Consider the following 24,938-nt stretch of genomic DNA (forward strand, 5'->3'; position numbering starts at 1 on the left):
AGAAGTGGAGGCGTCAAGCACCCCCACGATATGCCGCCTTTCCGATTCCCGCCGTCACCAACTTTCAGCGATAGCTCGCGGTGTTCATGGGCTACCGGCTGCCGCCGTTCATCGCGCTGAACGAACCCGAGACCAGCCTGCATCCGTCGCTGCTGGCGCCACTGGCCCGGCTCATCGCCAAGGCATCACGCCGCGCCGACATCTGGATCGTCACCCATTCGGAACAGCTGATGGACGCACTGCGAAGCGAGAGTTCGGTCCCGCTTCGCCGGGTGATCAAGTCGAAAGGCGCCACGGCCATCGAAGGCCTGACCATTGGCGGTGAATATCGCGAGGAGGAGGACGACGAGGACGACGATTCTTGAACGTCGTAGATCGAGCCGTCGAGCTGCCGCCCCCTACTTCCGCAAGATCTTCACCAATTCCCCGTGCACGAACTCATTCCCGCACACGACATTGCCCGTCACCAGCGCATCGCCGGGGGTGTCGATGTCGGTGACCGTGCCGCCCGCTTCGCGCAGCATGATTATGCCGGCGGCGACGTCCCAGGATTGCAAATTGCGTTCCCAGTAGCCGTCGAGGCGGCCGGCGGCGACGAAGGCGAGGTCGAGGGAGGCGGCGCCGAAGCGGCGCAGGCCGGCGACGCGCTCCTGCATCGCGGTCATCTCGCGGCGGAATTCCTCATGGTCGCCGCGGCCGATATGGGGCAGACCGCAGGCCACCACGCATTCGTTGAGCTGGCGGCGGCCGGCCACGCGCAGGCGCTGGTCGTTGAGGAATGCGCCCTTGCCGCGCTCGGCAATGTAGAGCTCGTCATTGGCGGGGTTGTAGATCACGCCGGCGATGATCGTGCCCTCGCGCGACAGCCCGATCGAGATCGCGAATTGCGGGATGCCGTGCAGGAAGTTGGTGGTGCCGTCGAGCGGATCGACGATCCAGGTGTGGCTCTTGTCGGAGCCCTCGCGCGTGCCGCCTTCCTCGCCGATGAAGCCGTAGCCGGGCCGCGCCTTGGCGAGGTCCTGGTAGAGGATCTCCTCGGCGCGCTTGTCGGCCAGCGAGACGAAATTCGCCGGTCCCTTCAGCGAGACCTGGAGATGCTCGATCTCGCCGAGATCGCGCTTGAGGCTGCGGCCGGCGCGGCGCGCGGCCTTGACCATGACGTTGATAGTTGCGGAATACAGCATGAGCTTCCGGTCTTGATCGGGGGAAATGGCGCGAAATCGCGCCTGTTTGAGGGATGGGGTGCCCTGCGGGGGCCTCAACGTCAAGTCATTTGGCCCCGAGCCATTTCCTGGCGGCGGCCTCGGCCTTGGCCCGGTCCTCGGCCGGCAAATCGGACAATTGCTTGTCCAGCTCCGGATCGCCCTTGCCGGCGGTCTTGGCCACCAGATGCCATTTGAAGCCCTCGACCTTGTCCACGGCCGTGCCCATGCCGTTGATCAGCACCCAGGCCAGCCGGTTCTGCGCGATCGCGCTGCCCTGGCGGGACGCCTTGCGGAGCAGGGCGACGGCCGCAGGCTGGTTCTTCGGCGTGCCGGTGCCGTTGAACAGCGCAATGGCGTATTCGACCTCGGCATCGACATTGTCGGTCAGCGTGGCGACCTGGAGCAGACGCACCGCCCGTTCCAGGTCCTTCGGCACGCCAGTGCCTTCCTTGTAGAAGGTCGCGAGCGCGTATTGCGCCTCGGGCAGGCCGGCATCAGCCGCCTGGCGCAGCAGCTCGGCGGAGCGCTTGACGTCCTGCGGCAGGGTCTGTCCGTCGAGATAGAGCAGCGCGAGGTTATAGGCCGCCTTGGGCTCGCCGAGCTTGGCGGCGGACGCCATCAGCTTGACCGCCTCGTTCTTGTCGACCGGGCCGCCGCGGCCGGACATCCTGAGCATGGCGAGCGCGAACATCGCCTCGCGGTCGCCGGCATCAGACGCGCGCTTGTACCATTGCAGCGCCTTGGCGTAGTCGCGCCGGATGCCCATGGCGTTGGAATAGAGCTCACCCAGCATGGTCATCGCCTTGGCATCGCCGGTCTCGGCACGAGCGGTGGCGAGTTCGAAGGCGGTCTTGTATTGACCGCGCTGATAGGCGCCGAACACCAGATCGACGTTGGGATTGTCGGTCGGAGGCGCCGGGATCACGGTCGCAGCCGGAGCAGGCTTTGAGGACGCTGAAGGTTTGGGGGAGGCTGACGGTTTTGGTGCCGGCGCCGCTTCCTTCTTCTTGGTGATGGTGTGCGGCGTGGCCTTCGGCTTGTCCTTGCTTTTCTCGGCCGAAGGGTTCGGCGTTGCCACGGGCGGCGTGATCTGGAGCTGCGCGGCCGCGGGCACTGTGAGCAGCAGCGTGGCCAGGATGGTGATGCGCGGGAGCTTCATGACGGGCGCTAGCCGTGCTCCTGTTCTGCAAGCGCAGTCGCATGAGCCTTCTTGATCGCAGCGTCGGCCTCAATCAGCGCCGCCTTGGGTCCGCGCGGATCGGTCCAGATGAAGTCGCCCACCAGCACGAAATCGGCCCCGCTGGCGGCGAATTCGTGGGCCTCTTCCAGCGACATGGCAAAGCCGACGCAGGGCGGCTCGAACAGCTCGGCCCACCAGTCCAGCCGCTCGGCGATCGCTTGCGACGACGGCCGCTGGCCCTTTGCGTCGGGCTCGCCGAACAGAACGTAATCCGCTCCGATCTCGCCCGCATCCATGGAATGGTGCCGCGTCGTCAGCCCGCCGACCCCGGCGATGCGATCGGGCTTCAGCGATGGCAGCGCCTCTTTCAGCGCGGCGATGCCGGGCAGGTGCGCGCCGTCGGCACCGCCGCGTGCGACGAGCTCAGGATGGCCGTCGACGAGCAGCGCGGCGCTCGCTTTCTGGACCGGCGGCGCCAAAACCTTGATCCGCGAGATCATGGTGCGCTGATCGGTCACCTTCAGCCGCAACAGCACGGCCGCGACGTCGGCGGCGGCGAGCAGGCCGGGCAACTCGGCCAGAAGCGAAGCGGGATCATCGACGACGGGCGTCGCGAGATAAAGGCGCGGCGCCGGGCGCGGCGGAGGAGATTTGTTCGACAAGATCTAGGCTGCTTTCTGTTCCAGGCCGCTTTGCCATTCGCCCTTGGAGGCGAGGCCATTCATGCGCGCGCGATGACTGAATGCGTTTTGTCCGGCTGCGACGTTCTCGGCCTTGCCCGACCAGGCCTTCTGCGGCGCGGCCTGGAGGGCGCGACCGTAGGAGAAAGTCAGGCCCCAGGGCAGCGGGCCGAGCTTGTGCATAGCGTTGAGATGCGCCGTTGCCTCTTCATCCGACTGGCCGCCGGAGAGGAACGCGATGCCGGGCACCGCCGCGGGCACGCACGCCCTAAGCAGCCGTATCGTCTTCTCCGCGACCTCCTCGACGGAAGCCTGCTTGGCGGATTTCTTGCCGGAGATGGCCATGTTCGGCTTCAGCACCATGCCCTCGAGCGCGACGCGCTGCACGCGCAATTCCTGGAAGGTCTTGTTGAGCACACGGCTCGTCACCTCATAGCAGCGATCGATGTCGTGATCGCCGTCCATCAGCACTTCGGGCTCGACGATCGGCACGATCTGCGCGGCCTGGCACAGCGCTGCATAACGCGCCAGTGCGTGGGCGTTGACGCTGATCGCGGTCATCGAGGGAATACCGCTGCCGATGTCGATCACCGCGCGCCATTTGGCGAAGCGCGCGCCGCGCTCGTAATATTTCTTCAAGCGCTCGGCGAGCTTGTCGAGCCCGACGGTGACGAGCTCTCCCGGGCACATCGGCAGGGGTTGCGTGCCCTCGTCGACCTTGATGCCGGGAATGGCGCCGCTACTCTCGATCAGCTTGACCAGGGGCGTGCCATCCTTTGCGTTCTGCCAGATCGTCTCGTCATAGAGGATGACGCCGGAGATGTGCTGGTTCATCGCGTCCTTCGAGCGGAACAGCATCTCGCGATAGTCGCGGCGGTTCTCCTCGGTCGATTCCACGCCGATCGCGTCGAAACGCTTCTTGATGGTGCCGGAGGATTCGTCGGCGGCAAGGATGCCCTTGCCGGGCGCGACCAGAGCGGTCGCGATCCTGTTCAGCTCAGTCAGATTCATCGAGATGTCCTCCCAAAACGATTCTGCCCTTGCCGGTGAAAATAGACCGTTCTCGGGCAAATGCCGAGTTAACGTTCGTCGCAGGGTAAGGGGGGAGGGCTTGTTCACCTCGCCCCGCTTGCTGGGAGAGGTCGGATCGCCCTTGCGATCCGGGTGAGGGGGTACAGGTCCCGCAGTCATCTCATCTGCGGAGAGAGCCCCTCACCCCAACCCTCTCCCCGCGAAGGGCAGGGAGAGGGGGAGGATAGAGCAGCTTCACGCCACCTTCGGGGCGAGCTCGCCCTTGGCGTAGCGCTTGGCCATCTCGGCCGTGGTCAGCACCTTCTTGATCTTGGAGGCTTGGCCTGCGGTATTGAATTCCTGGAGCCGCTGCTTGCACAGCTTGGTCATCGCTTCCATTGCGGGCTTCAGGTACTTGCGCGGGTCGAACTCTTCCGGATTGTCCTTGAGCACTTTCCGGATCTGGCCGGTCATCGCCATGCGGTTGTCGGTGTCGATGTTGATCTTGCGCACGCCGTTCTTGATGCCGCGCTGGATCTCGGCCACCGGCACGCCCCAGGTCGGCTTCATCTTGCCGCCATAGGCGTTGATGATGTCCTGGAGGTCCTGCGGCACCGACGAGGAACCGTGCATGACGAGATGCATGTTCGGCAGCTTGCGGTGGATCTCCTCGATCACGTTCATGGCGAGGATGTCGCCGTCGGGCTTGCGGGTGAATTTGTAGGCGCCGTGCGACGTCCCCATCGCGATCGCGAGCGCGTCGACCTGGGTCTCCTGGACGAACTTCACGGCCTCGTCCGGATTGGTGAGGAGCTGGTCGTGGCTGAGCTTGCCCTCGGCGCCGTGGCCGTCTTCCTTGTCGCCCATGCCGGTCTCGAGCGAGCCGAGCACGCCGAGCTCGCCCTCGACCGAGATGCCGCCGAGATGGGCCATGTCGGTCACGGTCTTGGTGACGCCGACATTGTAGCCCCAATCGCCGGGGGTCTTGCCGTCAGCCTTGAGCGAGCCGTCCATCATGACCGAGGTGAAGCCGGTCTGGATCGCGGTCATGCAGGTCGCCGGCTCGTTGCCGTGGTCGAGATGCACGCAGACCGGAATGTGCGGATAGATCTCGGTCACCGCGTCCATCATGTGCTTGAGCATGATGTCGTTGGCGTAGGAGCGCGCACCGCGCGAGGCCTGGATGATGACGGGCGCGTCGACCTGGTTGGCCGCGTCCATAATCGCCAGCGCCTGCTCCATGTTGTTGATGTTGAAGGCCGGGACGCCGTAATCGTTCTCCGCCGCATGGTCGAGCAATTGACGCAACGTGATCCGAGCCATCTGTGTTTTTCTCCCGTTTGGGCCTGCAAGGCCACTGCTTGAAGGCGGCTGACGACTTGCCGACCGATTACTTGATGCGCAGAACTTCGACGCCGGGCAGGGGCTTGCCTTCCATCCATTCAAGAAATGCGCCACCGGCGGTCGAGACATAGGTGAACTGACCGGCCACATGGGCCTGGTTGAGGGCCGCCACGGTGTCGCCGCCGCCCGCGATCGAGACCAGCTTCTTGGCCTTGGTGCGCTCGGCGGCGTGCTTGGCGGCGGACATCGTGCCGCGGTCGAACGGCTGCATCTCGAACGCACCGAGCGGTCCGTTCCAGACCAGCGTCGCCGCATCGTCGATCGCGGCATGAACACGCGCGATCGACTGCGGACCGACGTCGAGGATCATGCCGTCGGCCGGAATCGCGTCCAGCCCATAGGCGTGCGACGGCGCGTTGGCCGCGAAATGATAGGCGACGGTGGCGTCGACCGGCAGGATGATGGCGCAGTTGGCGGCTTCCGCCTTTTCCATGATGCGCAGCGCGGTCGCGGCGAGATCCTTCTCGGCCAGCGACTTGCCGATGCCGACGCCCTGGGCGTGCAGGAAGGTGTTGGCCATGCCGCCGCCGATCACGAGCGCGTCGACCTTGGTCACGAGGTTTTCGAGCAGGTCGATCTTGGTCGAGACCTTGGCGCCGCCGATGATCGCGATGACGGGCTTGGTCGGTGAGCCCAGCGCCTTCTCCAGCGCGACCAGTTCGGCCTGCATGGTGCGGCCGGCATAGGCGGGCAGCTTGTGGCCGAGGCCTTCGGTCGAGGCGTGGGCGCGGTGCGCGGCCGAGAACGCGTCATTGACCCAGATGTCGCCGAGTTTTGCGAGCTCCGCGACAAAGGCCGGATCGTTCTTCTCTTCCTCTTTGTGGAAGCGGGTGTTTTCCAGACAGAGGATGTCACCGTCGTTCAGCGCCGCCACGGCCTTGGCCGCGGGCTCGCCGATGCAGTCGTCGGCAAACGCGACGGGCTTCTTCACGACCTTCGACAATGCCTCGGCAACAGGCTTGAGCGAGTCCTTGCCATCGCGTCCTTTCGGCCGGCCGAAATGCGCGAGCAGGATGACCTTGCCGCCCTTGTCCGAGATTTCGGTGATGGTCGGCGCGACGCGCTCGAGCCGGGTCGCGTCGCTAACGCGCCCGTTCTCCATGGGCACGTTGAGATCGACGCGCAGCAGGACACGTTTGCCCTTCACATCGACGTCGTCGAGGGTGCGGAATTTGTTGGTCACGAGGGATCCCCTGAACCACCTTGAGTAATGTTGGGCCAGTCCTCGATCTTCCGATTCGGATCGGGCTTGATCTTCGAGCCCGATCGCAAGAACAGGAACAACAGGCCGCCCATCAACGCCAAGAGGAGCGCGAGGGCGACGAGTTGCGAGGTCATGGCGTTCTCCGGCTGTGCCGTGACGCGTCTTGGTTAGATCACCTTCGACATCGCAACGGCGGTGTCCGCCATGCGATTCGAGAAGCCCCACTCGTTGTCGTACCAGGACATCACACGCACCAGCGTGCCGTTCTGCACCTTGGTCTGGTCCTCGTGGAACGTCGAGGAGTGCGGGTCGTGGTTGAAGTCGATCGAGACGTTCGGCGCGCTGGTGTAGCCGAGGATGCCCTTGAGCTGCTGCTCGGAGGCGCGCTTCATCGCCGCGTTGATTTCCTTGACCTCGGTGGCGCGCTTGGCGACGATCTTGAGGTCGACGACCGAGACGTTCGGGGTCGGCACGCGGATCGCGACGCCGTCGAGCTTGCCCTTCAGTTCGGGCAGGACCAGGCCGATCGCCTTGGCGGCGCCGGTCGAGGTCGGGATCATCGACATCGCAGCCGCGCGGCCGCGATAGAGATCCTTGTGCATGGTGTCGAGCGTCGGCTGGTCGCCGGTATAGGCGTGGATCGTGGTCATGAAGCCGGTCTCGATGCCGACGAGGTCGTTCAGCACCTTGGCGATCGGCGCAAGACAGTTGGTGGTGCAGGAGCCGTTGGAGACGACCAGATGTTCCCGGGTCAGCGTGTCGTGGTTGACGCCGTAGACGACGGTGGCGTCGGCGCCGTCGGCGGGCGCAGAAACCAGAACGCGCTTGGCGCCGGCGGTCAGATGCGCGGAGGCCTTGTCCTTCGAGGTGAAGATGCCGGTGCATTCCATCGCGATGTCGATGCCCAGATCCTTCCAGGGCAGCTTCGAGGGATCGCGCTCGGCGGTCACCTTGATCTTGTTGCCGCCGAGGCTGATCGTGTCGCCATCGACGGTCACGGTGCCGGGGAAACGGCCATGGACGCTGTCGAAGCGAAGCAGATGCGCGTTGGTCTCGACCGGGCCGAGGTCGTTGATGCCGACGACCTCGATGTCCTTGCGGCCGGACTCGGCGATGGCCCGCAGGATGTTGCGGCCGATGCGGCCAAAACCGTTGATTCCGACGCGGACTGCCATGTTTCGTCTCCTTCAATGACCGTTGTCATCCCGCACAACGCGCTAGCGCGCCTGCGAGGGTTTTTTTAGGGCGGACGCCCGGTTCGGCCGGGCGGGGCTTGATCATATGAGAGTTAGGTAGTCCTTTTTTTCGGCAATCTCAACTCTCAGGAAACGCGTTTCAGAACGGCGTTAACCGCGGCCTCGGCGGTAATGCCAAAGTGCTGGAATACCTTGTTGAGAGGGGCGCTGGCGCCGAAGGAGTGCATGCCGATAAATTCGCCATCCTGGCCGATCACGGCGTCCCAGCCCCAGCGCACGGCGGCCTCGATCGCGACCTTGACCGGGGCGTTGCCGATGATCTCGTCGCGGCGTTCCTTTGGTTGCGCTAGCAGGAGCTCGAGCGAGGGAACCGAGACCACCCGGGTCGGAATGCCGCGCTCGGCGAGCTGCTTCTGGGCGGCTACCGCCATCTCCACTTCGGAGCCCGAGGCGAACAGCGTCGCCTTGGCTTCGCCCTGGGCGGCTACCAGCTCGTAGGCACCGAACCGGCACGGGCTCTCGTTCGGCGCGGTGGTGCGCAGCTGTGGCAGGTTCTGCCGGGTCAGCGCCAGCACCGTCGGGCCGTCGATGCGGTTGAGCGCGAGCTCCCAGCACTCGGCAACCTCGATGGAATCGCACGGGCGGAACACGCGCATGTTGGGAATGGCGCGAAGTGCCGAGAGATGCTCGACCGGCTGGTGGGTCGGGCCGTCTTCGCCGAGGCCGATGGAATCATGGGTCATCACATAAACGACCCCGGTCCCCATCAACGCGGCGAGCCGCATCGCGGGCCGCGCATAATCCGTGAACACCAGGAATGTCGCGCCGTTCGGCGCAAAGCCGCCGTGCAGGAAGATGCCGTTCATCGCCGCGCACATGCCGTGCTCGCGGATGCCGTAATGGATGAAGCGGCCCTTCGGCGTCTTGGCCGAGAACGCAGTCGCCGACTTCGCCTTGTTGTTGTTGGAGCCGGTGAGGTCGGCCGAGCCCGCCAAAAATTCCATCGGCATCGCGCCGGCAATGACTTCGATCACGGCTTCGGAGGATTTGCGGGTCGCCGCATTCATCGGCTTTTCCAAGAGCTCCTTCTTGTAGCCCTTGAACGCCTTTGCCAGCGCTGCTGGCCGTTCGTGACGGAGCCGACGCTCGAATTCGGCGCGCTTGCGGCTGCCGAGTTCGCCGAGCCTTGCTTCCCATTCCTGTCGTGCCGCCGCGCCGCGGCTGCCGGCCGCGCGCCAGGCTTTCAGCACGTCGTCGGGCACCGAGAACGGCTCCAGCGAAATGCCGAGATTTTCCTTGGCGGCCTTGAGCTCGTCGGCGCCGAGCGCTTCGCCGTGCACTTTGTTGGTGCCGGCCTTGTGCGGGGCGCCGAAGCCGATGGTGGTGCGGCACGCAATCAGCGTCGGCTTGTTTGATTTCTGCGCGCGCGTGATCGCGGCCGATATCGCGGCCTGGTCGTGGCCGTCGATCTTTTCGGCGGCCCAGCCGCACGCCTTGAACCGCTTCACCTGGTCCACGGAGTCGGAGATCGAGGTCGGGCCGTCGATCGAGATGCCGTTGTCGTCGTAGAGCACGATCAGCTTGTTGAGCTTCCAGTGCCCGGCCATCGCGATCGCTTCCTGCGAAACGCCTTCCATCAAATCGCCGTCGGAAGCGATCACATAGGTGTGGTGATCGACGATCTTCTTGCCGAACTCGGCCGCGAGCATCTTCTCGGCGAGCGCCATGCCGACGGCGGTGGAAATGCCCTGGCCGAGTGGACCGGTGGTGGTCTCGATGCCCTTGGTGTGGCCGTGCTCGGGATGGCCGGGGGTCAGCGACCCCAACTGGCGAAAGTCCTTGAGCTGGTCGATCGTCATCTCGGGACTGCCGATCAGATACAGCAGCGAATAGATCAGCATCGAGCCGTGCCCGGCCGAGAGCACGAAGCGGTCCCGGTCCGGCCAGTCCAGCGCGGCGACGTCGAATTTCAGGAATTGCGTGAACAGCACGGTCGCCATGTCGGCGGCGCCCATCGGCAGGCCCGGATGACCCGATTTCGCCTTCTCGACGCCGTCCATGGCAAGGCCGCGGATCGCATTGGCCATACGGTTGTGATCGACCTGCGTCATGTCTGAAAATCCGTCTGAAATGAGGCGCTTGTGGCTGGATTTGCCGCGCCGGAAGGAGCCTTTCGGCCGCTGGGGTCGCGGCTGGGATAGCATCTCGGTTCCGGCAGGCCAAGGCAATCAAACGCCGGTTTGGCCGTAAAAGTTGCTTACGGCATGATCCGGAAAAGTGGAGGCCGGTTTTCCGGCCAGATCATGCCCGGCAGGGACTGATAGATCGGGATGAAGCCCATCCCGATCTATCAGTGCATAGTTTCGTGGCGGCGTTGCGCTCCGCTAGCTTGCCACGTAAATTTCTGCTTCTAACCGCTTGCCGAACCGAGTCTTTTGCCGGACGGCAAGCCCCCCGGGGATAGGCCACAGGTTCCGCCGCTGACTGCATGAACGATCGCGTATCCAACAGCTCTGCCATGACCGAGTCCTCGGCCGTCGAGATCGAGATCGCGACCCGCAGGCTCATGGCGGCGCTCGACTCGCTCGAAAGCGCGGTGGAGCGGCGGCGCGATGCCGATCGCGACGAGAACGAGCTCGCGGCGCGGATTCAGGCGCTGGGCGCGGACCGCTCGCGCCTTGCCGACGAACTCGACGGCGCGCTGGTGAAGGCGCGCAAGCTCGAGCGCTCCAGCCGCGAGATCTCCGATCGGCTGGATTCCGCGATCGTCACGATTCGCTCGGTGCTCGATACCGGAGAGGACGGATGAGCCACATCAACGTCACCATCAACGGCCGGCAATACCGCATGGCCTGCGAGGAAGGCCAGGAGGTGCGGCTGCTCAAGCTCGCCGAAAGCCTGGAGACGCGGATCCAGTCGCTGCGCGGAAAGTTCGGCGAGATCGGTGATGCCAGGCTCACCGTGATGGCGGCGCTGACCGTCTGCGACGAATTGGTCGACGCCGGCAACCGCATCCGGACCATGGAGCAGGAGCTGACCGAGCTACGGGATTTCCGCAACGCCGCTGTGGAGCGCGCTCGGCTGACCCAGACCGCGGTCGTGAACGCACTGAACTCTGCGGCCGAGCGCATCGAGAAGTCGACCCAGGTCCTGAACCGCACCGTCGGCAACGGGATCGCCATCGGCTGACCCTTCACCGGGCTGGCGATTCGTCAGCATCGTTGTTACATTGCCCGAGCGGGGCTGCGACGCGCGTCAGGAGCCATTATCCCCGGGGCCTTATCGATCCTTTAGGGAACTGTCCCTGGCCGGGCCCGTGGGCTCGGACATATGGTGCCCACCTACTTTCGTAGGGAACTCCGGGATCGAGTGCTTCAACGGCGTTCGCGGCTTCGCACTTTTGTTTGCTTGCTTTGTGCTTGTTGGAGCGATTGCGGCCGGTTCAACAGGTCATGCCCCGGCTTGACCGGGGCATCGAGTACGCCGCGGCTTTTGTGTGAATCACCACGGCCTCTGGAATACTGGATCACCCGCCCCAGTGCGCAAGGCGCACAAGGCGGGTGATGACGGCGGAGCAAGCGCGCATGACCAACACCAAAGCCGAACTCCGCGCCAAAGCCCTCGCGGCGCGCGATGCGCTGAGCGACAAGAAACGCACCGCCGCCGCCGCCAAGCTCGCCAAGCGCGGGCTGCCATTCTCGCTGCTGCCGGGCAGCATCGTCTCCGGCTATTCGCCGATCCGCAGCGAGATCGATCCGATGCCGCTGCTGAAGACGCTGGCCGAGCAGGGCGCCAGGCTCGCGCTGCCTTGCGTCACCGCGCGCGGCCAGTCGCTGATCTTCCGCATCTTCCATCCGAACGATCGCCTGATGCTCGGCCCGCTCGGCATTCCCGAGCCGTCGCCTGGGGCCGCTGAAGTCATTCCCGACATCATGCTGACGCCGCTCGCGGCCTTCGATCGTCTCGGCCATCGCATCGGCTATGGCGCGGGGCATTACGACCACACCTTCGCGCATCTGCGAAAAGCCAAGAATATCGTCGGCATCGGGCTCGCTTTTGCAGCGCAGGAGATCAAGGCGGTTCCGGCACTAGCCCACGACGTGGCGCTGGATTATGTGCTAACGGAATCCGACGTATTCGATTTCCGGAGTTCTGAAGTTGCGCATTCTGTTCGTGGGTGATGTCGTCGGCCGTGCCGGGCGCAATGCCATCGCCGAATATCTGCCCGGCATGGTCAAGGACTGGTCGCTCGATTTCGTCGTCGTCAACGGCGAGAATTCCGCCGGTGGCTTCGGCATCACGGAAGCCATCTATCAGGAGTTTCTCGACGCCGGCGCCGACGCGGTGACGCTCGGCAATCACTCCTGGGACCAGCGCGAAGCACTCGTGTTCATCGAGCGCGCCGAGCGCCTGGTGCGGCCGGCGAACTATCCGCGCGGCACGCCCGGCCGCGGCGCCGCATTGGTCGAGACCAAGAACGGCAAGCATGCGCTCGTCGTCAACGCGCTCGGCCGCGTCTTCATGACCCCGTTCGACGATCCCTTCGCAGCGCTGGAGCGCGAGCTCGGCGCCTGCCCGCTCGGCATTGCCGCGGACGCCATCGTCGTCGACTTCCATTGCGAGGCGACCAGCGAGAAGCAGGGCATCGGCTTCTTCTGCGACGGCCGCGCCAGCCTCGTCGTCGGCACCCACACCCATGTGCCGACCGCCGACCACCAGATCCTGTCAGGCGGCACCGCCTACATGACCGATGCCGGCATGACCGGCGACTACGATTCCATCATCGGCATGCAGAAGGAGGAGCCGCTGCGGAGGTTCACCTCCGGGATACCCTCAGGCCGCTTCGAGCCGGCGGCGGGCGCAGCGACGCTCAGCGGCGTCGCCGTGGAGACCGATGACGCGACAGGGCTCGCATTGCGGATTGCACCGGTGCGCGCGGGCGGCCGGCTGGAGCCGACGACGCCGAAATTCTGGTTGAGCTGAGTTTTCGCGTAGCTCGCCACACACTCAGTGTCGTCCTGGCGAAAGCCAGGACCCATTACCACCGGCCGCGGTAACGGGCAGGCTCGTGGTCGAGGGTGTCGCGCCAAACAGGCAGTTGGGGTAATGGGTCCTGGCTTTCGCCAGGACGACATTGCTTCTGATTTGCGTCGTCTGCGCTACTCCGCCGTCTGCTCCCGCAACTCCGCCACATCCTTCGCGGTCAGCTTCGACCCCTTCGCTCCGAACCGCGCCGTGACGTAATTCGCGACCGCCGCGATCTCGTCGTCGCTATAGGCGTTGCCGAACGCGGGCATCGACAGCGCGCCGTCGGGCGTGTGGCGCTTGGTGCCCGAGATCACGATCTGCGCGACGTTGGTGGCGGCGGGGTCGTTGACGGCCCAGGTGCCGGTCAGCGTCGCCATCGGCGAGACCGGGCTCTCGCCGCTCCAGCCGTGGCAGCTGGCGCAGGCGCTGGCGAACATCTTCTTGCCGCGTGCGTCCGCCGTGATGCCGTCCTTGTGCGAGGTGGGCGCAACGGGCGCGGTGGTTGCGGGCAGGTCGGGCGAGGGCTGCGGCGGCACGCTGCGCAGATACGCGACGATGCTGCTTATGTCCTCAGGCGCGAACTGGCTGAAACTGTGGTCGACCGCTTCACCCATCGGACCCGAGGCCGAGCCGTGGCCCGGCGCGTGGCCGAGCGAGAGATACGAGATAAGGTCCTCGTCACGCCAGCTGCCGAGGCCGGTGGCCTTGTCGGAGGAGATGTTGAAGGCGCGCCAGCCCGCCGTGATCGCGCCTGCAAATTTCTTGCGGTTGTCCAGCGCAAAGCCGAGATTGCGCGGCGTGTGGCATTCGCCGCAATGCGCCAACGCTTCAACAAGATACGCGCCGCGATTCCATTGCGGGCTCTTGGAGGTGTCGGGCGCAAAGCGCGTGTCGGGATTGAACACGGCCGACCAGACAATCATGGCCCAGCGCTGGTTGAACGGGAACGACAGCGTGTTCTCCGGCGGCTTCGCGCGCACCGCAGGCAGGCTGAACAGATAGGCCTTCACCGCCAGCACGTCCTCGTCGGTCATGTAAGTGTAGGACGTGTAGGGCATCGCCGGATAGAGCCGGGCGCCGTCATGGCGCTTGCCGCGCTGGACCGCGTTGAGAAAATCCTGGTCGCTGTAATTGCCGATGCCGGTGTCCTTGTCCGGCGTGATGTTGGTGGAATAGAGCGTGCCGAACGGCAGCTTGAAGCCGAGCCCGCCGGAATAGTCCTTCTCACCCGGCTTGGTGTGGCAGACCATGCAGTCGGCCGCCTTCGCGAGGTATTCGCCGCGTTCGACCAGGCTCGCCTTCTCCAGCCTGGCCGGCACGCCGGCCGGCTTGCCGGCGCGGTAATCCGCCAGCGCCACCTTGGGGCCGCCGGCGAAGTCGAGCGGGCCGGGCCCGCGGATGAACCAGACGCCTGAAACCACCGCGACGATGGCGATCACGACGATGCCGGTGAGGATACGCATCTTGCCGCTCATGCCTTTTTCCCCGCAGCCAGCAGTTTCCGATCGATCGGCAGGCGCCGCAGCGCGACGCCGGTTGCCGCGTAAATGGCGTTGCGCAGCGCCGGCGGGCCGGCATTGACGCCGGCCTCACCGATGCCGCCGGGCGCCTCGCCGCTCTTGACCACGATCACCTCGATCTTCGGCATCTCGTTGATGCGCATCATCCGGTAGTCGTGGAAATTCGATTGCTGCACGCGGCCCTTCTCGATGGTGATCTCGCCATAGAGCGCGGCGGTGAGGCCGAACACCAGGCCGCCCTCGATCTGCGCCTTCACCGTATCGGGGTTGACCGCGATGCCGGTGTCGACCACCGAGGTGATGCGGCGGAGCACGATCTCGCCGATATCGTCGATCTCCGCTTCGACCACGGTGGCGAGGAAGCTTGCGAACGACGGCTGGACGCAGACGCCGCGACCGACGCGCGGTGGCAGCGGTTGGCCCCAGCCGGATTTCTCGGCGGCGAGATTGAGCACCGCGAGCATGCGCGGATTCTTGGTCAGCATGGAGCGGCGGAATTCGACCGGGTCCTTGCCGGCCTTGCGCGCGAGCTCGTCCATCGCGCATTCGACCGCGAACACGTTGTTGTTCGGACCAACGCCGCGCCAGAATCCTGTCGGCACCCCCGGCGGTTCGGCGCGGACATATTCGACATGGAAGTTGGCGAAGTCGTAGGGCGCATCCACGGCGGCATCGACCGCGTCGATATCGATACCTTTCTGGAACGCCGGCGGCAGCCAGCGCGCCAGCACGGCGGAGCCGGCGACCTTGTACTTCCAGGCCGCAACCTTGCCGTCGACCAGCGTTGCCGTCACCTGGTCGCGATAGACCGGCCGGTAGACATCGTGCTGGATGTCCTCCTCACGCGTCCATATCACCTTGACGGGATAGTCGACCTGCTTTGCGATCTTCACGGCGGCGACCACCATGTCCGGCTCGAGCTTGCGGCCGAAGCCGCCGCCGAGCAGATGCTGGTTGACGATCACCTTGTCGACCGGGAGGCCCGCGGCCTTCGCCGCCTCCGACTGCACGCGCGTCATGATCTGCGTGCCGGTCCAGATCTCGCAGGCATCAGGCCTGACGTGGACGGTGGCGTTGATCGGCTCCATCGAGGCGTGTGCAAGGAACGGCAGTTCGAAGCTCGCCTCGAACCTGTCGCCGCTGGCGAGCCCCTTGGCGATGTCCCCGACCGATTTCGCGACCACGCCGTCCTTCGCGCTGGCGGCGCGCAGATGCTGCCAGATATCCTCCGTGCTGAGCTTCGCGTTCGGGCCCTCGTTCCACTCGATCTCGAGCGCATCGAGGCCCTTCTTCGCGGCCCACATGTGGTCGCCGATCACGGCGACCGTGTCCTCGAGCACCACGATCTTGCGCACGCCCGAAATTTTGACCGCCGCGCTGTCGTCGACCTTGCCGACCTTGCCGCCAAAGACCGGGCAATTGGCTATCGCGGCGATCTTCATGCCGGGCAGGATCGCGTCGATGCCGTACACGGCCTTGCCATTGACCTTGTCCGGCGTGTCGAGCCGCTTCAGCGGCTGGCCGATGATGACGAAATCCTTGGGGTCCTTGACCGAAACGTCCTTCGGCGGCGCCTGGCCCTGTGCGGCCAGTGCCAGTTCGCCATAGCCGAGCTTGCGGCCGCTTGCGGCGTGCACGACCTCGCCTTTCGACGCGGTGCAGCTTGCAGGCTCGACCTGCCATTGCACTGCTGCGGCCTGCACCAGCATCGCGCGCGCACTGGCGCCGGCTGCGCGCAACGGTTTCCACCAGGCGCGGATCGAGGTCGAGCCACCCGTGGCCTGCAGGCCGAAGGCGGGGTTGGCGTAGAGCTTGTCGTTGGGCGGCGCATGCAGCACGGCGACCTTTGCCCAATCGGCGTCCAGCTCTTCGGCCAGGATCATCGCAATCGAAGTATAGACCCCCTGGCCCATCTCGACTTGCGGCATCAGGAGCACGGTGCGGCCGGTCTCGTCGATGCGGATGAAGGCGTTGGGCGCGAACTTGCCGTCGGTCGTGTCCTTCGGCTGCTCCGGCTCGTTGACGGCGGCGCGCAGCGGCAGGTGGAAGGCGAGCAGGAAGCCGGTGGCGAGAACACCAGTCAGCAGCGCACGGCGGGAGACGTCAGGAAGAGTCTTGTCGGTGATCATGGCGGACCTCACGACTGACGGCCGGCGGCGGCCTGCTTGATGGCCTCGCGGATGCGCACATAGGTGCCGCAGCGACAGATGTTGCCAGCCATCGCGGCGTCGATGTCGGAATCGTCAGGGCTGGGCGTTGCTGCCAGCAACGCCGCGGCCGCCATGATCTGGCCGGACTGGCAATAGCCGCACTGGACCACTTCGGCATCGAGCCAGGCCTTCTGCACCTTCGCGCCCGTCGGCGTGCTGCCGACCTGCTCGATCGTGGTGATGGCGCGGTTCGCGACCGCGCCGACCGGCAAGACGCAGGAGCGCACCGCCTTGCCATCGACGTGCACGGTGCAGGCGCCGCACTGCGCGATGCCGCAGCCGAACTTGGTGCCGGTCATCCCGAGGACGTCGCGCAGGACCCACAGCAGCGGCATGTCAGGTGGCGCGTCGAACGATTTCGTTTCGCCGTTGATGGTGAGAACAGTTGCCATATGCATCCCCTTGCTCGCTCGATCGCTTGCGGCGATCTAGTCAGCGAATTTGCACGCACAATAATCATATCGATGCGAAACGATGAAGCATCGACATTTCCGGCAATGCATATTTGCGCGGCGAGCGCGTCAGGCCATGACGTTCACGAATTTGTGCGGCGATCGCTGCGGTGATTTTGGGCTAATTGATATGATAAGCGTCATTTTCTGACGCTTTTTCTTCACATGCGCCGATCATCGCCGCAGATGATCGTGCGAATGCGCAAAATCATGCGATGACGAAAGTCGTGCGATTGTGGAAGTCAGACGGCGACGCGATCAATTGCGGCGACTCATTGTTGTGCCCCCTCCCCTTGTGGGAGAGGGCAGCGACGCCGATAGACGCAGCCTCACTCGGGTGAGGGGTCTGTCTCCGCGTATGGGCGCCGTTTTGGATCAACCGACAAAGGGAAGCCTGATCGTGAACGAGGCACCGCCGCGCTCCCGATTACTCGCTGATATGACCCCGTTGTGCGCTTCGATAATGGTGCGCGCAATGGATAGGCCCATGCCCATGCCTTCCGCCTTGCTGGTGTAAAACGGCTCGAAGACCTGTTTCAATTTGTCTTCTGGAATGCCGGGGCCGCGATCTGACACGGATAGCTCGGCAAATTGATCCACGCGCGCAGTCCGGATGCTGATAGAGCGGCTTTCGTCAGACGTGTCCTTCATAGCCTCGACCCCGTTCAGCACAAGATTCGAAATGACTTGTTGAAGCTGAATGCGATCGCCGAGGATCGGTAGCGCGTCGGACGTGATCACGTTGGCCATTTCGAATTTTCGGCTAACGGTTAGCGCGGAAAGAAATCTGACCGTCTCTTGCACAACCTCATTGAGGTCCAGTTGCTTCAATTCGAACGGCGCCTTTTTCAGGAGGCTGCGCATCCTGCGAATGACCTCGGTGGCACGGCGGTCATCCTGTAAAATATCGTTCACGATCTCCCTGAGTTCAACAACATCGGAAAGTGCGGCGATATCGGGACGCTGCGATTGCAGGATCGCGGCTGCGGTTTCGGCGTTCGTCAGAATAGACCCGAGCGGCTGGTTGATCTCGTGAGCAATCGAGGCGGTCAGTTCGCCAGCGGTCGCGAAGCGATTGACGTGGGCCAGTTCAGTCATGCGCTGCCGCGACTGTACTTCGGCGAATTGACGCCGACGATGCTCAAATAACAAAAGCGCGATCAGTCCCGCTTGCGCGAGGACAAGCGCGATAGTGAACGTGATTTGCCACCAATATCGCTCCCACAAATTGGGCTCCCGGAAGTAAACCGTGCTGTCAGGCGGCAGTCTGCTTTGGGGAATTCCCCAGCGCTGCAGTTGTCGCCAGTCAAACATAGGCGCGGCCAGCGGGACAAAGGTCGGCTTGATGTCGGCGACATTTTCGCCGTTGAGGATGCGAAGCGCGACTTCCGCCGCCTGCTTGCTTTGTCTGGCGACGACCTGCATTGGCCCACCGACGATGCCCTCTCCAAAAAAACTTTCATCGTGAAAAAAGATGGGCGCATTGGCTACGCTGTAAAATCGGTTAAACGCAGTGTTGCCCTCATGCGCCACTCCCGCCGCATCGACATTCAATCCAATCCAGAAAATAGCACTGTGCGGCGGTAGGTTGGCCGCATCCTTGAGCATGTCTTCGAACGAGAGCTCGTTGTACCATCGAAAATGGACACGATCCGCGAACCGCGCGGTGGACTTGGCGACCTCGTTACGCCACCAGGTTTCGCTCGGCGAAGCACCGACTACGATGGCAATCGTAGTTGTTTGAGGTAGGACCTGCAGGATATTTTCAAAGAAAACACGATCGTCGTTCGTGATTGCCACGACGGCGTCGTACTTGGTCAATTTATCGAAGTCGACGCGGCGTCGCTCTACCAGAGTGTACAGCATCGGCGTAGTTGGAAAGAGGTCTTTGCGATGGGCCTGCACGAAATTGGCAGCAGGCGCACCGATCGCGACGATCAAGTCGGGCGGCTGGTCTAGATTGAGGGAACGAAGATACTCGACAAAGGGGGCGTCTGACTTGTCGCTGCTTCGCCGGGCATTCAGCAGCGATTGGTCTTGAAATTCAATGGATGCCCGTCGGCTCAGCTCGGCGCGAAGGGCTTCCGAATAATCAGTCCAAGGTCTGAACCTGAGGCCGAACGAATGCAGCATCAGAACACGTTTCGGCCCTGGATCAGCTGCCGGACTTTGGCCTGTCGTCGCGATCAACAATGCGATTGTCAACGCAGCGGTGAGGCTCCGCACGCGACAGGTTCGCCATGAGCGAGGCAGCCAGAAAAGCATCGCACCCCGAGCCCCGATCCAAGTGGAGTACCGTATCTGCTCGATCAGATTATCAACAAGTGGAGACAAGGGGAAACTACGGGGCGATTCTGACACAAACAGGTCCGCAAGAGTTCATAGCGAGGCGTCGCGCGGTCCCCGCGATAGGCCACGTGGCCCAGAGTACCTGCAGACCGAGGACGCTGGGGCGGCGCCATCGTCGGACGGTCACCGCCAGCGCTTGCTTGCGTGCACAGAGGGCCAAGCCGCGCTATCGCGCGTTGCCACGGATTAATAGGCGCAAATATAGTTTCCGTAAGCATCGTAGCAACTGCGGCGGTACGCAGCAGTGCCAACGGCAGCCGCGCCGACCGCTGCTGCTCCTACACCGTAGCCCCGATAGCCATAGCCGCGATAGCCGCCACGGTAGCCGTAGCCCCGGTAGCCTGCGCCGCGCACTGCGACAGCGCCGCCGCCCCGCGGTCCTCGAACTGCGACCGCACCGCCGCGGTAACCGCCGCCACCCCGATAGGCACCTCCGCCGCGCCGAGCCTCGGCATCATCGGGGATCAAGCAGGCGGTGAGCAAAACGAAAGCGGCAAGAGAAGCGAGAATATAGCGGAGCATGACGGAACCCTTCCATGAATTCACTAGGCCCCGCTCGCGAGATTGCGGCTCACTCCGCGCGCGAGCTTGATGTAGATCAATCGAACCCGCGCACTGCGACGCCTACGCTATGTCCAGCCGCACCTGAGGCGGCTTCCGTCACTTTCGGTGACGCAAGTGCGAAAAGGGAGGTCCGCCATGCATTCGAGAAAGCTTCTTTCGATCAAGTCAGCGACGGTCGCGGGCATCGCCGCCAGCGGCCTGCTTGGGCTTGCAACGCTGTCGCTTAGTCCAACCCCAGCCAAGGCGGTGATTTACTGCCAGTACGTAGAATATCCGGCGGGTTGCGTTGCCCGGGCAGGCGTCGTGCTCAGGCCGCGCCCGGTGGCGCGCGCCGCAGTCCGCCACAACGCCGGTGGCAATGCGAATGGTGGCGTCAATCGCGTTGGAGCCGGGCGGTAAAGGCCGGTTTCGCAAGCCAGCAAGAAGCCGTCATCGTTTCGTCCCGGTGGCGGCTTTTCTTGGTCTGGCAGGGATAGGCACTAGTACCGCCGGGGCGGCATTAGGGCATGAAACACACTTGGTACGTCACTTTTGAAGTGCCGCCGGACGGCACACTGTCAAGGCGGCGACATCCGCGTCTAACGAACACGTTTGAAAGCGAAGCGGCAGCTAAGGATTTTGCGCGAACCAAATTTAACGACGGACTGATCGTCACTGCAGGGACTATCATCCCTCACTTTCCGAGAGTGGCGATCCCATCGACCGAAATCCCAACGTGGCTTGAAGCACCGAACCAAGTTGATCCAGATCAATAAGGAGGCCACCGACGCTGGTGACATGCTCTGACGGGGCAGCAACCGGGAGCCTGAACATGAATGTACGTTCGGAGCCGAAACAGGTCTGTCGTCGCAACGCACTCACCTTCCTTGGATACGCAGGGGTGTTTGGGCTTGTGGCTTCGTCCTCAATTTTTGCGACCTCAGCGGCTGTTGCTCAAACCACCGCGCCAGCCGCCGCGCCTGCCACGCCGCCAGCAGACGCGCCTAAGTCGGGTACGGAACGCCGCCAGGAGCGGCGCAGCGGGCGAACAGAGCGGCGGCAGGAGCGCCGCGCCGGCCGCACGGAGCGGCGGCAAGCACGGCGTACAGGACGCGACGAGCGACGGGACGCTCGCGACGGCACCCCGGCCGCCACGACGACCAACGAGCAAAAGAAGTAGTCCGTTCATTGCCAAGCACAGCTACCGGGCCACCTCAGCGTAGGCCCGGAAAGCCGTACGGCGCGCGGCAGCGCCGTCCACGAAAGCGGGGCGGGGCTATCGAAATCGGCTTCTCTCGTAAGGGGAGAAGAGGAGGCGATGGAGGATTTCGGAATAATAGCATACTACGCCTGTTTTGCCCGACGGCGCAAGCGCTTCAGAGGCGCCTGAATCGACCGATCATCAGGCGCTTAAGCCATTGATTCCGCTCGCCCCGGCTACTGTGCATGGGGTTGTTTTCGAGGTTTTTGATTCAGGCGGCCATGCGTCGCCGCCGCAAGCGCGTTGCGACGACCGTCAGCTCTGCCGAAAGCCCATCCGGAAGGCGCCCCAGTGCTTGCCGCGGATCATGATCGGCGAGGACAGGTCCTTCATCAGCACGAACTGCCCGCCGCCCATGTCGCGGCGATAGGTCTGGAGCAGGAACGGCTTGGTGTTGGCCGCGACCTTCTGCACCGCGCGATCGGTGAACAGGCGGCGGTTGCGGCAATTGGCGTTATTCCAGACCGGGTCCTTGCCCTGCGGCAGGCGGTAGTTCGGGTTGTGGGTCGGCAGATAGCCGCCCTTGGCCCAGGCGACGCAGAACACGATGCGGGGATCGGACTTCTGAATCGGATCCTGGATCGCGGGCAGCACGCGGTCGGTGAAGTCGACATAGTCAGTGTTGTATTGTTTGGGATCGGTGCCGGGGATTTCCCGGTAGTTCTGGTCCATGAACTGGTCGAGCGTGATCTCGCCGCGGCCGATGGCGGCTTCGAACTCGTCGGAGATCCGCTTGGCGGTCTCGACGACGGCGCGGATCAGCGGCGCATCGGATGTCTCGACGCCGCTGTCGGCGATCAATGCGATCAGGCCTTCGGAGGTGTCGAGCAATTTGGTCACGCGCTGATCGGCGTTCTTGAGATCGCGCGAGGAGAGATCGACGCCCCTGGCGAGCTCGTTGAGCTCGCTGATGACGGTGTCGCAATGTCCGAGATTGGAAGTCGCCGCGCGCGTGACGCTGCCGATCTCCGCTTCCACCGAGGCGAAGCCCCGCTGGACCCGCGAGATGATGCCGGAGATCCGCTGGGCGCCTTCGCCGGCCGTCTTCGCGCGCTGCGAGGCATCGCTGCTCTCCCCGATCAGGCCTTCGATCTGGCCGTCGAGATCGCGCACGGTGTCGGAGATCTGGTGTGTGGCCTGGCGGGTGGCTTCCGCGAGGTTCTTGACCTCGCTTGCCACCACCGCGAAGCCGCGGCCGGCGTTACCGGCGCGCGCCGCCTCGATGGTGGCGTTGAGCGCGAGCAGGTTGGTCTGCTTCGCGATCGCCTCGATCGAGCCGGACACTTTTGCGACTTGCGCCAGCGCGGAGCCGACGGCGCTGAGCCGCGCCTCGATCCGCTCCACCGCTGCAACGAGTTCGGAGATGTGGCTCACCGCGGCATCGACTGCGCCGCGCGACTGCGCGATCTCGCCGACCGCCGCTGACGTGGTCGTTTGCACCGCCTGCGACGCATTGGCGATGTCGTGGTTGGCCGACACCATGGTCTCGGCGGTTTCCTGGAGGTGATGAAACCGTTCCGATTGGTTCGCGACGCGGCTGGCGACTTCCTGGACGTTGCCGGCGATGTCAGCGAGTTCCACGCCGAGGCCGCCGATGCGGTCGGCGAGCTGATCGATCAGCCGTTCGGCAAGCGTTCGGTTGGAGCCGGTGTCCAGTACTGCAAGTTGTACGACGGACATGTCTTGAGAGTCCTCCAGTCAGAGCCGTTCGCCGGCTCTCCGCGGCATTCCCATTCCAATTCCGGTCTTAAGAGGTGATTCGCGCGTTGGCGTCTTGCCTGAGCGCGCACTAGAGCTTGTAGGCCGTCCTGAATCCGCCCCAGTGCCGGCCCTGCACGCGGATCGGAACGTCGATCTCGCGCATCATCACCGTATTGCCGTTGCCCATGTCGCGCGCATAGCTCTGGACCAGATACGAGCGCAGGTTGCGCGCGGCGGCCAACCCCGCCGGATCGTTGAACATCCGCCGGTTGCGGCTGTTGGCCGTGTTCCAGGCGGCATCGCCCGGCCGCTGCGGATGCGAATAGATCCTGTTGTGCACCGGCAGGAAGCCGTTGCGATCGACCATGGCGCAGAACGCCAAGCGCGGGTCCTTTGCCAGAAAGGCCTCCTGGAACGCCGGCAGCGCGCGGTCGGCCCAGTCCAGATATTTGGTGCGGTACTGCTGCGGATTGGTTCCGGCGATTTCGGCATAGTCAGTGTCGAAGAGGTCGTCGATCTTCACCTCGCCGCGGGCAACCGCCTGCTCGAAGATCGCGGTCAGCGCGTTACCCGCCTCCATGGCACGGGTGACGAATTCCGTGTTCTCTTCGTGGATCGACCAGAGCCGGTCCTCGATCTTCTCGCGGAGCGCGGCATCGGGATTGACGAAGTGCGCGCGCGCGCCGGCCTTGGATTGCTCGACCACGCGCAGGCGGCAGGCGCCGACGCCTTCGAGGGTGCCTTCGATCATGGCTTGCGATGCCAGGCGACCCGAATCCGCGCCGCCGATCAGCACGCCGTCCATCGATATCTCGTAGACCGGCAGCACGCCGCGGGCGGTTTCGAGCTTGAGATGGCAGGGCAGCCGCTCGGTCTTGCGGCGGTCGTCGTGCTCGCTCTGGCGCAGCAGCACGGCACAGCGCGATTTCAGTTTCTGTGCGAAGGCGGTCACGGCCTTGCCGGCGCTCGCGACGTTCTCGCCGTGGCTCTCGGCCGCCTTGGTCGCGGCATCGATCTCGGCTGCACTTTCGCCGACCGAGATGATGAACTGCGACGCGCTTGTCGCGTTGCCGGAGACTTCGCTGGTCGTGGCGTTCTGTTCGGCGACCGCGCCGTTGACGGTCTCGAAGACCGGACGGATGGCCTCGATCGCCTGCGAGATGCGGTGCACCGCATCCGCGGAGCCGGCGGCGTCGCGCTGCAGCGCGTCGATCTTTTTGGTGATCTCCTCCGTCGCGCCCTGGGTCTGCACCGCGAGTGCCTTGACCTCGGTGGCGACGACCGCAAAGCCTCTTCCCGCAGCGCCCGCGCGCGCGGCCTCGATGGTCGAGTTGAGCGCGAGCAGCGTCGTCTGCCGCGCGATCTGTGCGATCAGGTTGACCACGTTGCCGATGGCGGCCGAGGATTCGCGCAAGCGATCGACGTTGGCGCGGGCTTCCTGCGCCGCGGCGCTGGCCTCGTCGGCGAGCTTGCCGGCCTCGCGAACCTGCGCCCCGATGCCCAGCGCCGACTGGGTGAACTTGTCGGCGGCATGGGCGAAGGTGGAGGCGTTCGATTGCGCGGCGTTAGTCCGGTCGGTGAGGGCGTCGGTGCGGTCACGAATGGCGGCAAGCGTCGTCGCAGTCGCCTCGGCGCCGCCGGCCACCGAATTGGCGGCGCGCTCGAGCTGGCGAATCATGGCGCCCAGCTCGAGTTCCAGCAGTTCCAGGATTTCCTTGGCCGAATCGCTTTCGACGGCCGCGTCAGGCTCGGAATGGGCCGCCGGCTGTGCAGCCTGCGGGGCAGCCGCAGTTGCAGCCATGTCCGGCAGACGCTTCCGAAATAGTCCGAACGCCATCAGGTCTCTCTTGTCGGGGGACGGTCAGACGCTATTTTCGCAGCCTGGAATGAAATCAGGGTTAACGATGCCTGACATCTAGGCACGGTCCCATACGGTGTTACCTTAAAGTCGTAGAGCCTCTTTCTTTCCAGGGGAGTGGCGGCCTATAAGGCCG

Annotated in this window: 21 protein-coding genes, 1 other RNA gene and 1 pseudogene; 7 read left to right on the top strand and 16 right to left on the bottom strand. The window is 64.4% G+C overall.

Translation table 11 applies throughout. The features are described from left to right. Positions 1-74: 74 nt before the first annotated feature. Positions 75-365 (top strand): annotated as a pseudogene (locus AC0L20_RS21315) (AAA family ATPase); the annotation flags it as partial. 33 nt (positions 366-398) lie between these two features. Here AC0L20_RS21315 and AC0L20_RS21320 read toward each other — a convergent pair. The 9 genes from AC0L20_RS21320 to tkt all read right to left on the bottom strand — a co-directional run bounded on the left by AC0L20_RS21320 (position 399) and on the right by tkt (position 9,991). Beyond that, on the bottom strand, positions 399-1,184 hold the full coding sequence (locus AC0L20_RS21320; RefSeq protein WP_473291837.1) for an inositol monophosphatase family protein: 786 nt from the start codon (positions 1,182-1,184) through the stop codon (positions 399-401). 85 nt (positions 1,185-1,269) lie between these two features. Then, positions 1,270-2,364: a tetratricopeptide repeat protein gene (locus AC0L20_RS21325; RefSeq protein WP_473291839.1), complete on the bottom strand. Its 1,095-nt coding sequence runs from the start codon at positions 2,362-2,364 to the stop codon at positions 1,270-1,272. Between the two features lie 8 nt (positions 2,365-2,372). Beyond that, positions 2,373-3,047 carry a thiamine phosphate synthase gene (locus AC0L20_RS21330; protein WP_473291841.1) on the bottom strand — a complete coding sequence of 225 codons (675 nt, stop codon included), beginning with the start codon at positions 3,045-3,047 and terminating at the stop codon, positions 2,373-2,375. A gap of 3 nt (positions 3,048-3,050) precedes the next feature. After that, positions 3,051-4,076, bottom strand: coding sequence for a class I fructose-bisphosphate aldolase (locus AC0L20_RS21335; protein WP_473291843.1), 1,026 nt, complete (start codon positions 4,074-4,076; stop codon positions 3,051-3,053). Between the two features lie 255 nt (positions 4,077-4,331). Continuing rightward, positions 4,332-5,399 carry a class II fructose-bisphosphate aldolase gene (gene fba / locus AC0L20_RS21340; protein WP_456766272.1) on the bottom strand — a complete coding sequence of 356 codons (1,068 nt, stop codon included), beginning with the start codon at positions 5,397-5,399 and terminating at the stop codon, positions 4,332-4,334. Positions 5,400-5,466: 67 nt separating this feature from the next. After that, positions 5,467-6,663 carry a phosphoglycerate kinase gene (locus tag AC0L20_RS21345; RefSeq protein WP_473291845.1) on the bottom strand — a complete coding sequence of 399 codons (1,197 nt, stop codon included), beginning with the start codon at positions 6,661-6,663 and terminating at the stop codon, positions 5,467-5,469. Then, on the bottom strand, positions 6,660-6,818 hold the full coding sequence (locus tag AC0L20_RS21350) for a hypothetical protein (RefSeq protein ID WP_473291847.1): 159 nt from the start codon (positions 6,816-6,818) through the stop codon (positions 6,660-6,662). The genes AC0L20_RS21345 and AC0L20_RS21350 overlap by 4 nt, the downstream gene beginning before the upstream one ends. A 33-nt stretch (positions 6,819-6,851) precedes the next feature. Continuing rightward, a complete protein-coding gene (gap, locus tag AC0L20_RS21355) occupies positions 6,852-7,859 on the bottom strand; it encodes a type I glyceraldehyde-3-phosphate dehydrogenase (RefSeq protein WP_473291849.1) in 1,008 nt (335 codons plus the stop codon). A 146-nt stretch (positions 7,860-8,005) separates the two neighbouring features. Then, positions 8,006-9,991: a transketolase gene (gene tkt, locus AC0L20_RS21360; RefSeq protein ID WP_473291851.1), complete on the bottom strand. Its 1,986-nt coding sequence runs from the start codon at positions 9,989-9,991 to the stop codon at positions 8,006-8,008. A 377-nt stretch (positions 9,992-10,368) separates the two neighbouring features. On the opposite strand from tkt, the gene AC0L20_RS21365 reads away from it, so the two are divergent. From AC0L20_RS21365 to AC0L20_RS21385, 5 genes are all read left to right on the top strand, one after another. Then, positions 10,369-10,689 carry a DUF4164 domain-containing protein gene (locus AC0L20_RS21365; protein WP_026232773.1) on the top strand — a complete coding sequence of 107 codons (321 nt, stop codon included), beginning with the start codon at positions 10,369-10,371 and terminating at the stop codon, positions 10,687-10,689. After that, on the top strand, positions 10,686-11,069 hold the full coding sequence (locus tag AC0L20_RS21370; protein ID WP_007599950.1) for a cell division protein ZapA: 384 nt from the start codon (positions 10,686-10,688) through the stop codon (positions 11,067-11,069). The genes AC0L20_RS21365 and AC0L20_RS21370 overlap by 4 nt, the downstream gene beginning before the upstream one ends. Before the next feature lie 48 nt (positions 11,070-11,117). Continuing rightward, positions 11,118-11,277, top strand: a non-coding RNA gene (ssrS, locus tag AC0L20_RS21375) — 6S RNA. A 187-nt stretch (positions 11,278-11,464) separates the two neighbouring features. Continuing rightward, complete coding sequence (locus AC0L20_RS21380; protein WP_473291853.1) at positions 11,465-12,061, top strand: 5-formyltetrahydrofolate cyclo-ligase; 597 nt, start codon at positions 11,465-11,467, stop codon at positions 12,059-12,061. Then, positions 12,039-12,863 (top strand): TIGR00282 family metallophosphoesterase, encoded by an 825-nt coding sequence (locus tag AC0L20_RS21385; RefSeq protein ID WP_166517682.1) that lies wholly within the window; start codon positions 12,039-12,041, stop codon positions 12,861-12,863. The genes AC0L20_RS21380 and AC0L20_RS21385 overlap by 23 nt, the downstream gene beginning before the upstream one ends. A 176-nt stretch (positions 12,864-13,039) precedes the next feature. Here AC0L20_RS21385 and AC0L20_RS21390 read toward each other — a convergent pair whose 3' ends face one another. From AC0L20_RS21390 to AC0L20_RS21410, 5 genes are all read right to left on the bottom strand, one after another. Continuing rightward, complete coding sequence (locus AC0L20_RS21390; protein ID WP_473291857.1) at positions 13,040-14,383, bottom strand: c-type cytochrome; 1,344 nt, start codon at positions 14,381-14,383, stop codon at positions 13,040-13,042. Beyond that, complete coding sequence (locus tag AC0L20_RS21395; protein ID WP_473291861.1) at positions 14,380-16,557, bottom strand: xanthine dehydrogenase family protein molybdopterin-binding subunit; 2,178 nt, start codon at positions 16,555-16,557, stop codon at positions 14,380-14,382. Before AC0L20_RS21395 ends, AC0L20_RS21390 begins: the two co-directional genes overlap by 4 nt. A gap of 8 nt (positions 16,558-16,565) precedes the next feature. Continuing rightward, positions 16,566-17,030: a (2Fe-2S)-binding protein gene (locus AC0L20_RS21400; protein WP_473291863.1), complete on the bottom strand. Its 465-nt coding sequence runs from the start codon at positions 17,028-17,030 to the stop codon at positions 16,566-16,568. Between the two features lie 435 nt (positions 17,031-17,465). Next, on the bottom strand, positions 17,466-19,355 hold the full coding sequence (locus tag AC0L20_RS21405; RefSeq protein WP_473291865.1) for a sensor histidine kinase: 1,890 nt from the start codon (positions 19,353-19,355) through the stop codon (positions 17,466-17,468). Positions 19,356-19,625: 270 nt separating this feature from the next. After that, positions 19,626-19,961 (bottom strand): hypothetical protein, encoded by a 336-nt coding sequence (locus AC0L20_RS21410; RefSeq protein WP_473291867.1) that lies wholly within the window; start codon positions 19,959-19,961, stop codon positions 19,626-19,628. A 177-nt stretch (positions 19,962-20,138) separates the two neighbouring features. Between AC0L20_RS21410 and AC0L20_RS21415 the strand changes: the two genes are divergently transcribed. Then, positions 20,139-20,402, top strand: a complete 264-nt coding sequence (locus AC0L20_RS21415; RefSeq protein WP_473291869.1) for a hypothetical protein — start codon at positions 20,139-20,141, stop codon at positions 20,400-20,402. A gap of 1,096 nt (positions 20,403-21,498) precedes the next feature. Here the strand turns inward: AC0L20_RS21415 and AC0L20_RS21420 are convergent. Together AC0L20_RS21420 and AC0L20_RS21425 are read right to left on the bottom strand one after the other, a co-directional pair. Then, the gene (locus tag AC0L20_RS21420) at positions 21,499-22,923 is read right to left on the bottom strand and encodes a methyl-accepting chemotaxis protein (protein WP_473291871.1); all 1,425 of its coding nucleotides are present in this window, start codon (positions 22,921-22,923) and stop codon (positions 21,499-21,501) included. A gap of 109 nt (positions 22,924-23,032) precedes the next feature. Further along, on the bottom strand, positions 23,033-24,781 hold the full coding sequence (locus tag AC0L20_RS21425; protein ID WP_473291874.1) for a methyl-accepting chemotaxis protein: 1,749 nt from the start codon (positions 24,779-24,781) through the stop codon (positions 23,033-23,035). Positions 24,782-24,938 lie beyond the last annotated feature (157 nt).

The organism is Bradyrhizobium sp. Kon58, assembly GCF_055807455.1.

Excerpts from the sequence above, each read along its gene's own strand:
- AC0L20_RS21320 (WP_473291837.1), bottom strand. The coding sequence starts at position 1,184 with ATGCTGTATTCCGCAACTATCAACGTCATGGTCAAGGCCGCGCGCCGC.
- AC0L20_RS21325 (WP_473291839.1), bottom strand. The coding sequence starts at position 2,364 with ATGAAGCTCCCGCGCATCACCATCCTGGCCACGCTGCTGCTCACAGTG.
- AC0L20_RS21335 (WP_473291843.1), bottom strand. The coding sequence starts at position 4,076 with ATGAATCTGACTGAGCTGAACAGGATCGCGACCGCTCTGGTCGCGCCC.
- fba (WP_456766272.1), bottom strand. The coding sequence starts at position 5,399 with ATGGCTCGGATCACGTTGCGTCAATTGCTCGACCATGCGGCGGAGAAC.
- AC0L20_RS21350 (WP_473291847.1), bottom strand. The coding sequence starts at position 6,818 with ATGACCTCGCAACTCGTCGCCCTCGCGCTCCTCTTGGCGTTGATGGGC.
- gap (WP_473291849.1), bottom strand. The coding sequence starts at position 7,859 with ATGGCAGTCCGCGTCGGAATCAACGGTTTTGGCCGCATCGGCCGCAAC.
- tkt (WP_473291851.1), bottom strand. The coding sequence starts at position 9,991 with ATGACGCAGGTCGATCACAACCGTATGGCCAATGCGATCCGCGGCCTT.
- AC0L20_RS21365 (WP_026232773.1), top strand. The coding sequence starts at position 10,369 with ATGAACGATCGCGTATCCAACAGCTCTGCCATGACCGAGTCCTCGGCC.
- AC0L20_RS21370 (WP_007599950.1), top strand. The coding sequence starts at position 10,686 with ATGAGCCACATCAACGTCACCATCAACGGCCGGCAATACCGCATGGCC.
- AC0L20_RS21380 (WP_473291853.1), top strand. The coding sequence starts at position 11,465 with ATGACCAACACCAAAGCCGAACTCCGCGCCAAAGCCCTCGCGGCGCGC.
- AC0L20_RS21390 (WP_473291857.1), bottom strand. The coding sequence starts at position 14,383 with ATGAGCGGCAAGATGCGTATCCTCACCGGCATCGTCGTGATCGCCATC.
- AC0L20_RS21395 (WP_473291861.1), bottom strand. The coding sequence starts at position 16,557 with ATGATCACCGACAAGACTCTTCCTGACGTCTCCCGCCGTGCGCTGCTG.
- AC0L20_RS21400 (WP_473291863.1), bottom strand. The coding sequence starts at position 17,030 with ATGGCAACTGTTCTCACCATCAACGGCGAAACGAAATCGTTCGACGCG.
- AC0L20_RS21405 (WP_473291865.1), bottom strand. The coding sequence starts at position 19,355 with ATGCTTTTCTGGCTGCCTCGCTCATGGCGAACCTGTCGCGTGCGGAGC.
- AC0L20_RS21410 (WP_473291867.1), bottom strand. The coding sequence starts at position 19,961 with ATGCTCCGCTATATTCTCGCTTCTCTTGCCGCTTTCGTTTTGCTCACC.
- AC0L20_RS21415 (WP_473291869.1), top strand. The coding sequence starts at position 20,139 with ATGCATTCGAGAAAGCTTCTTTCGATCAAGTCAGCGACGGTCGCGGGC.
- AC0L20_RS21420 (WP_473291871.1), bottom strand. The coding sequence starts at position 22,923 with ATGTCCGTCGTACAACTTGCAGTACTGGACACCGGCTCCAACCGAACG.
- AC0L20_RS21425 (WP_473291874.1), bottom strand. The coding sequence starts at position 24,781 with ATGGCGTTCGGACTATTTCGGAAGCGTCTGCCGGACATGGCTGCAACT.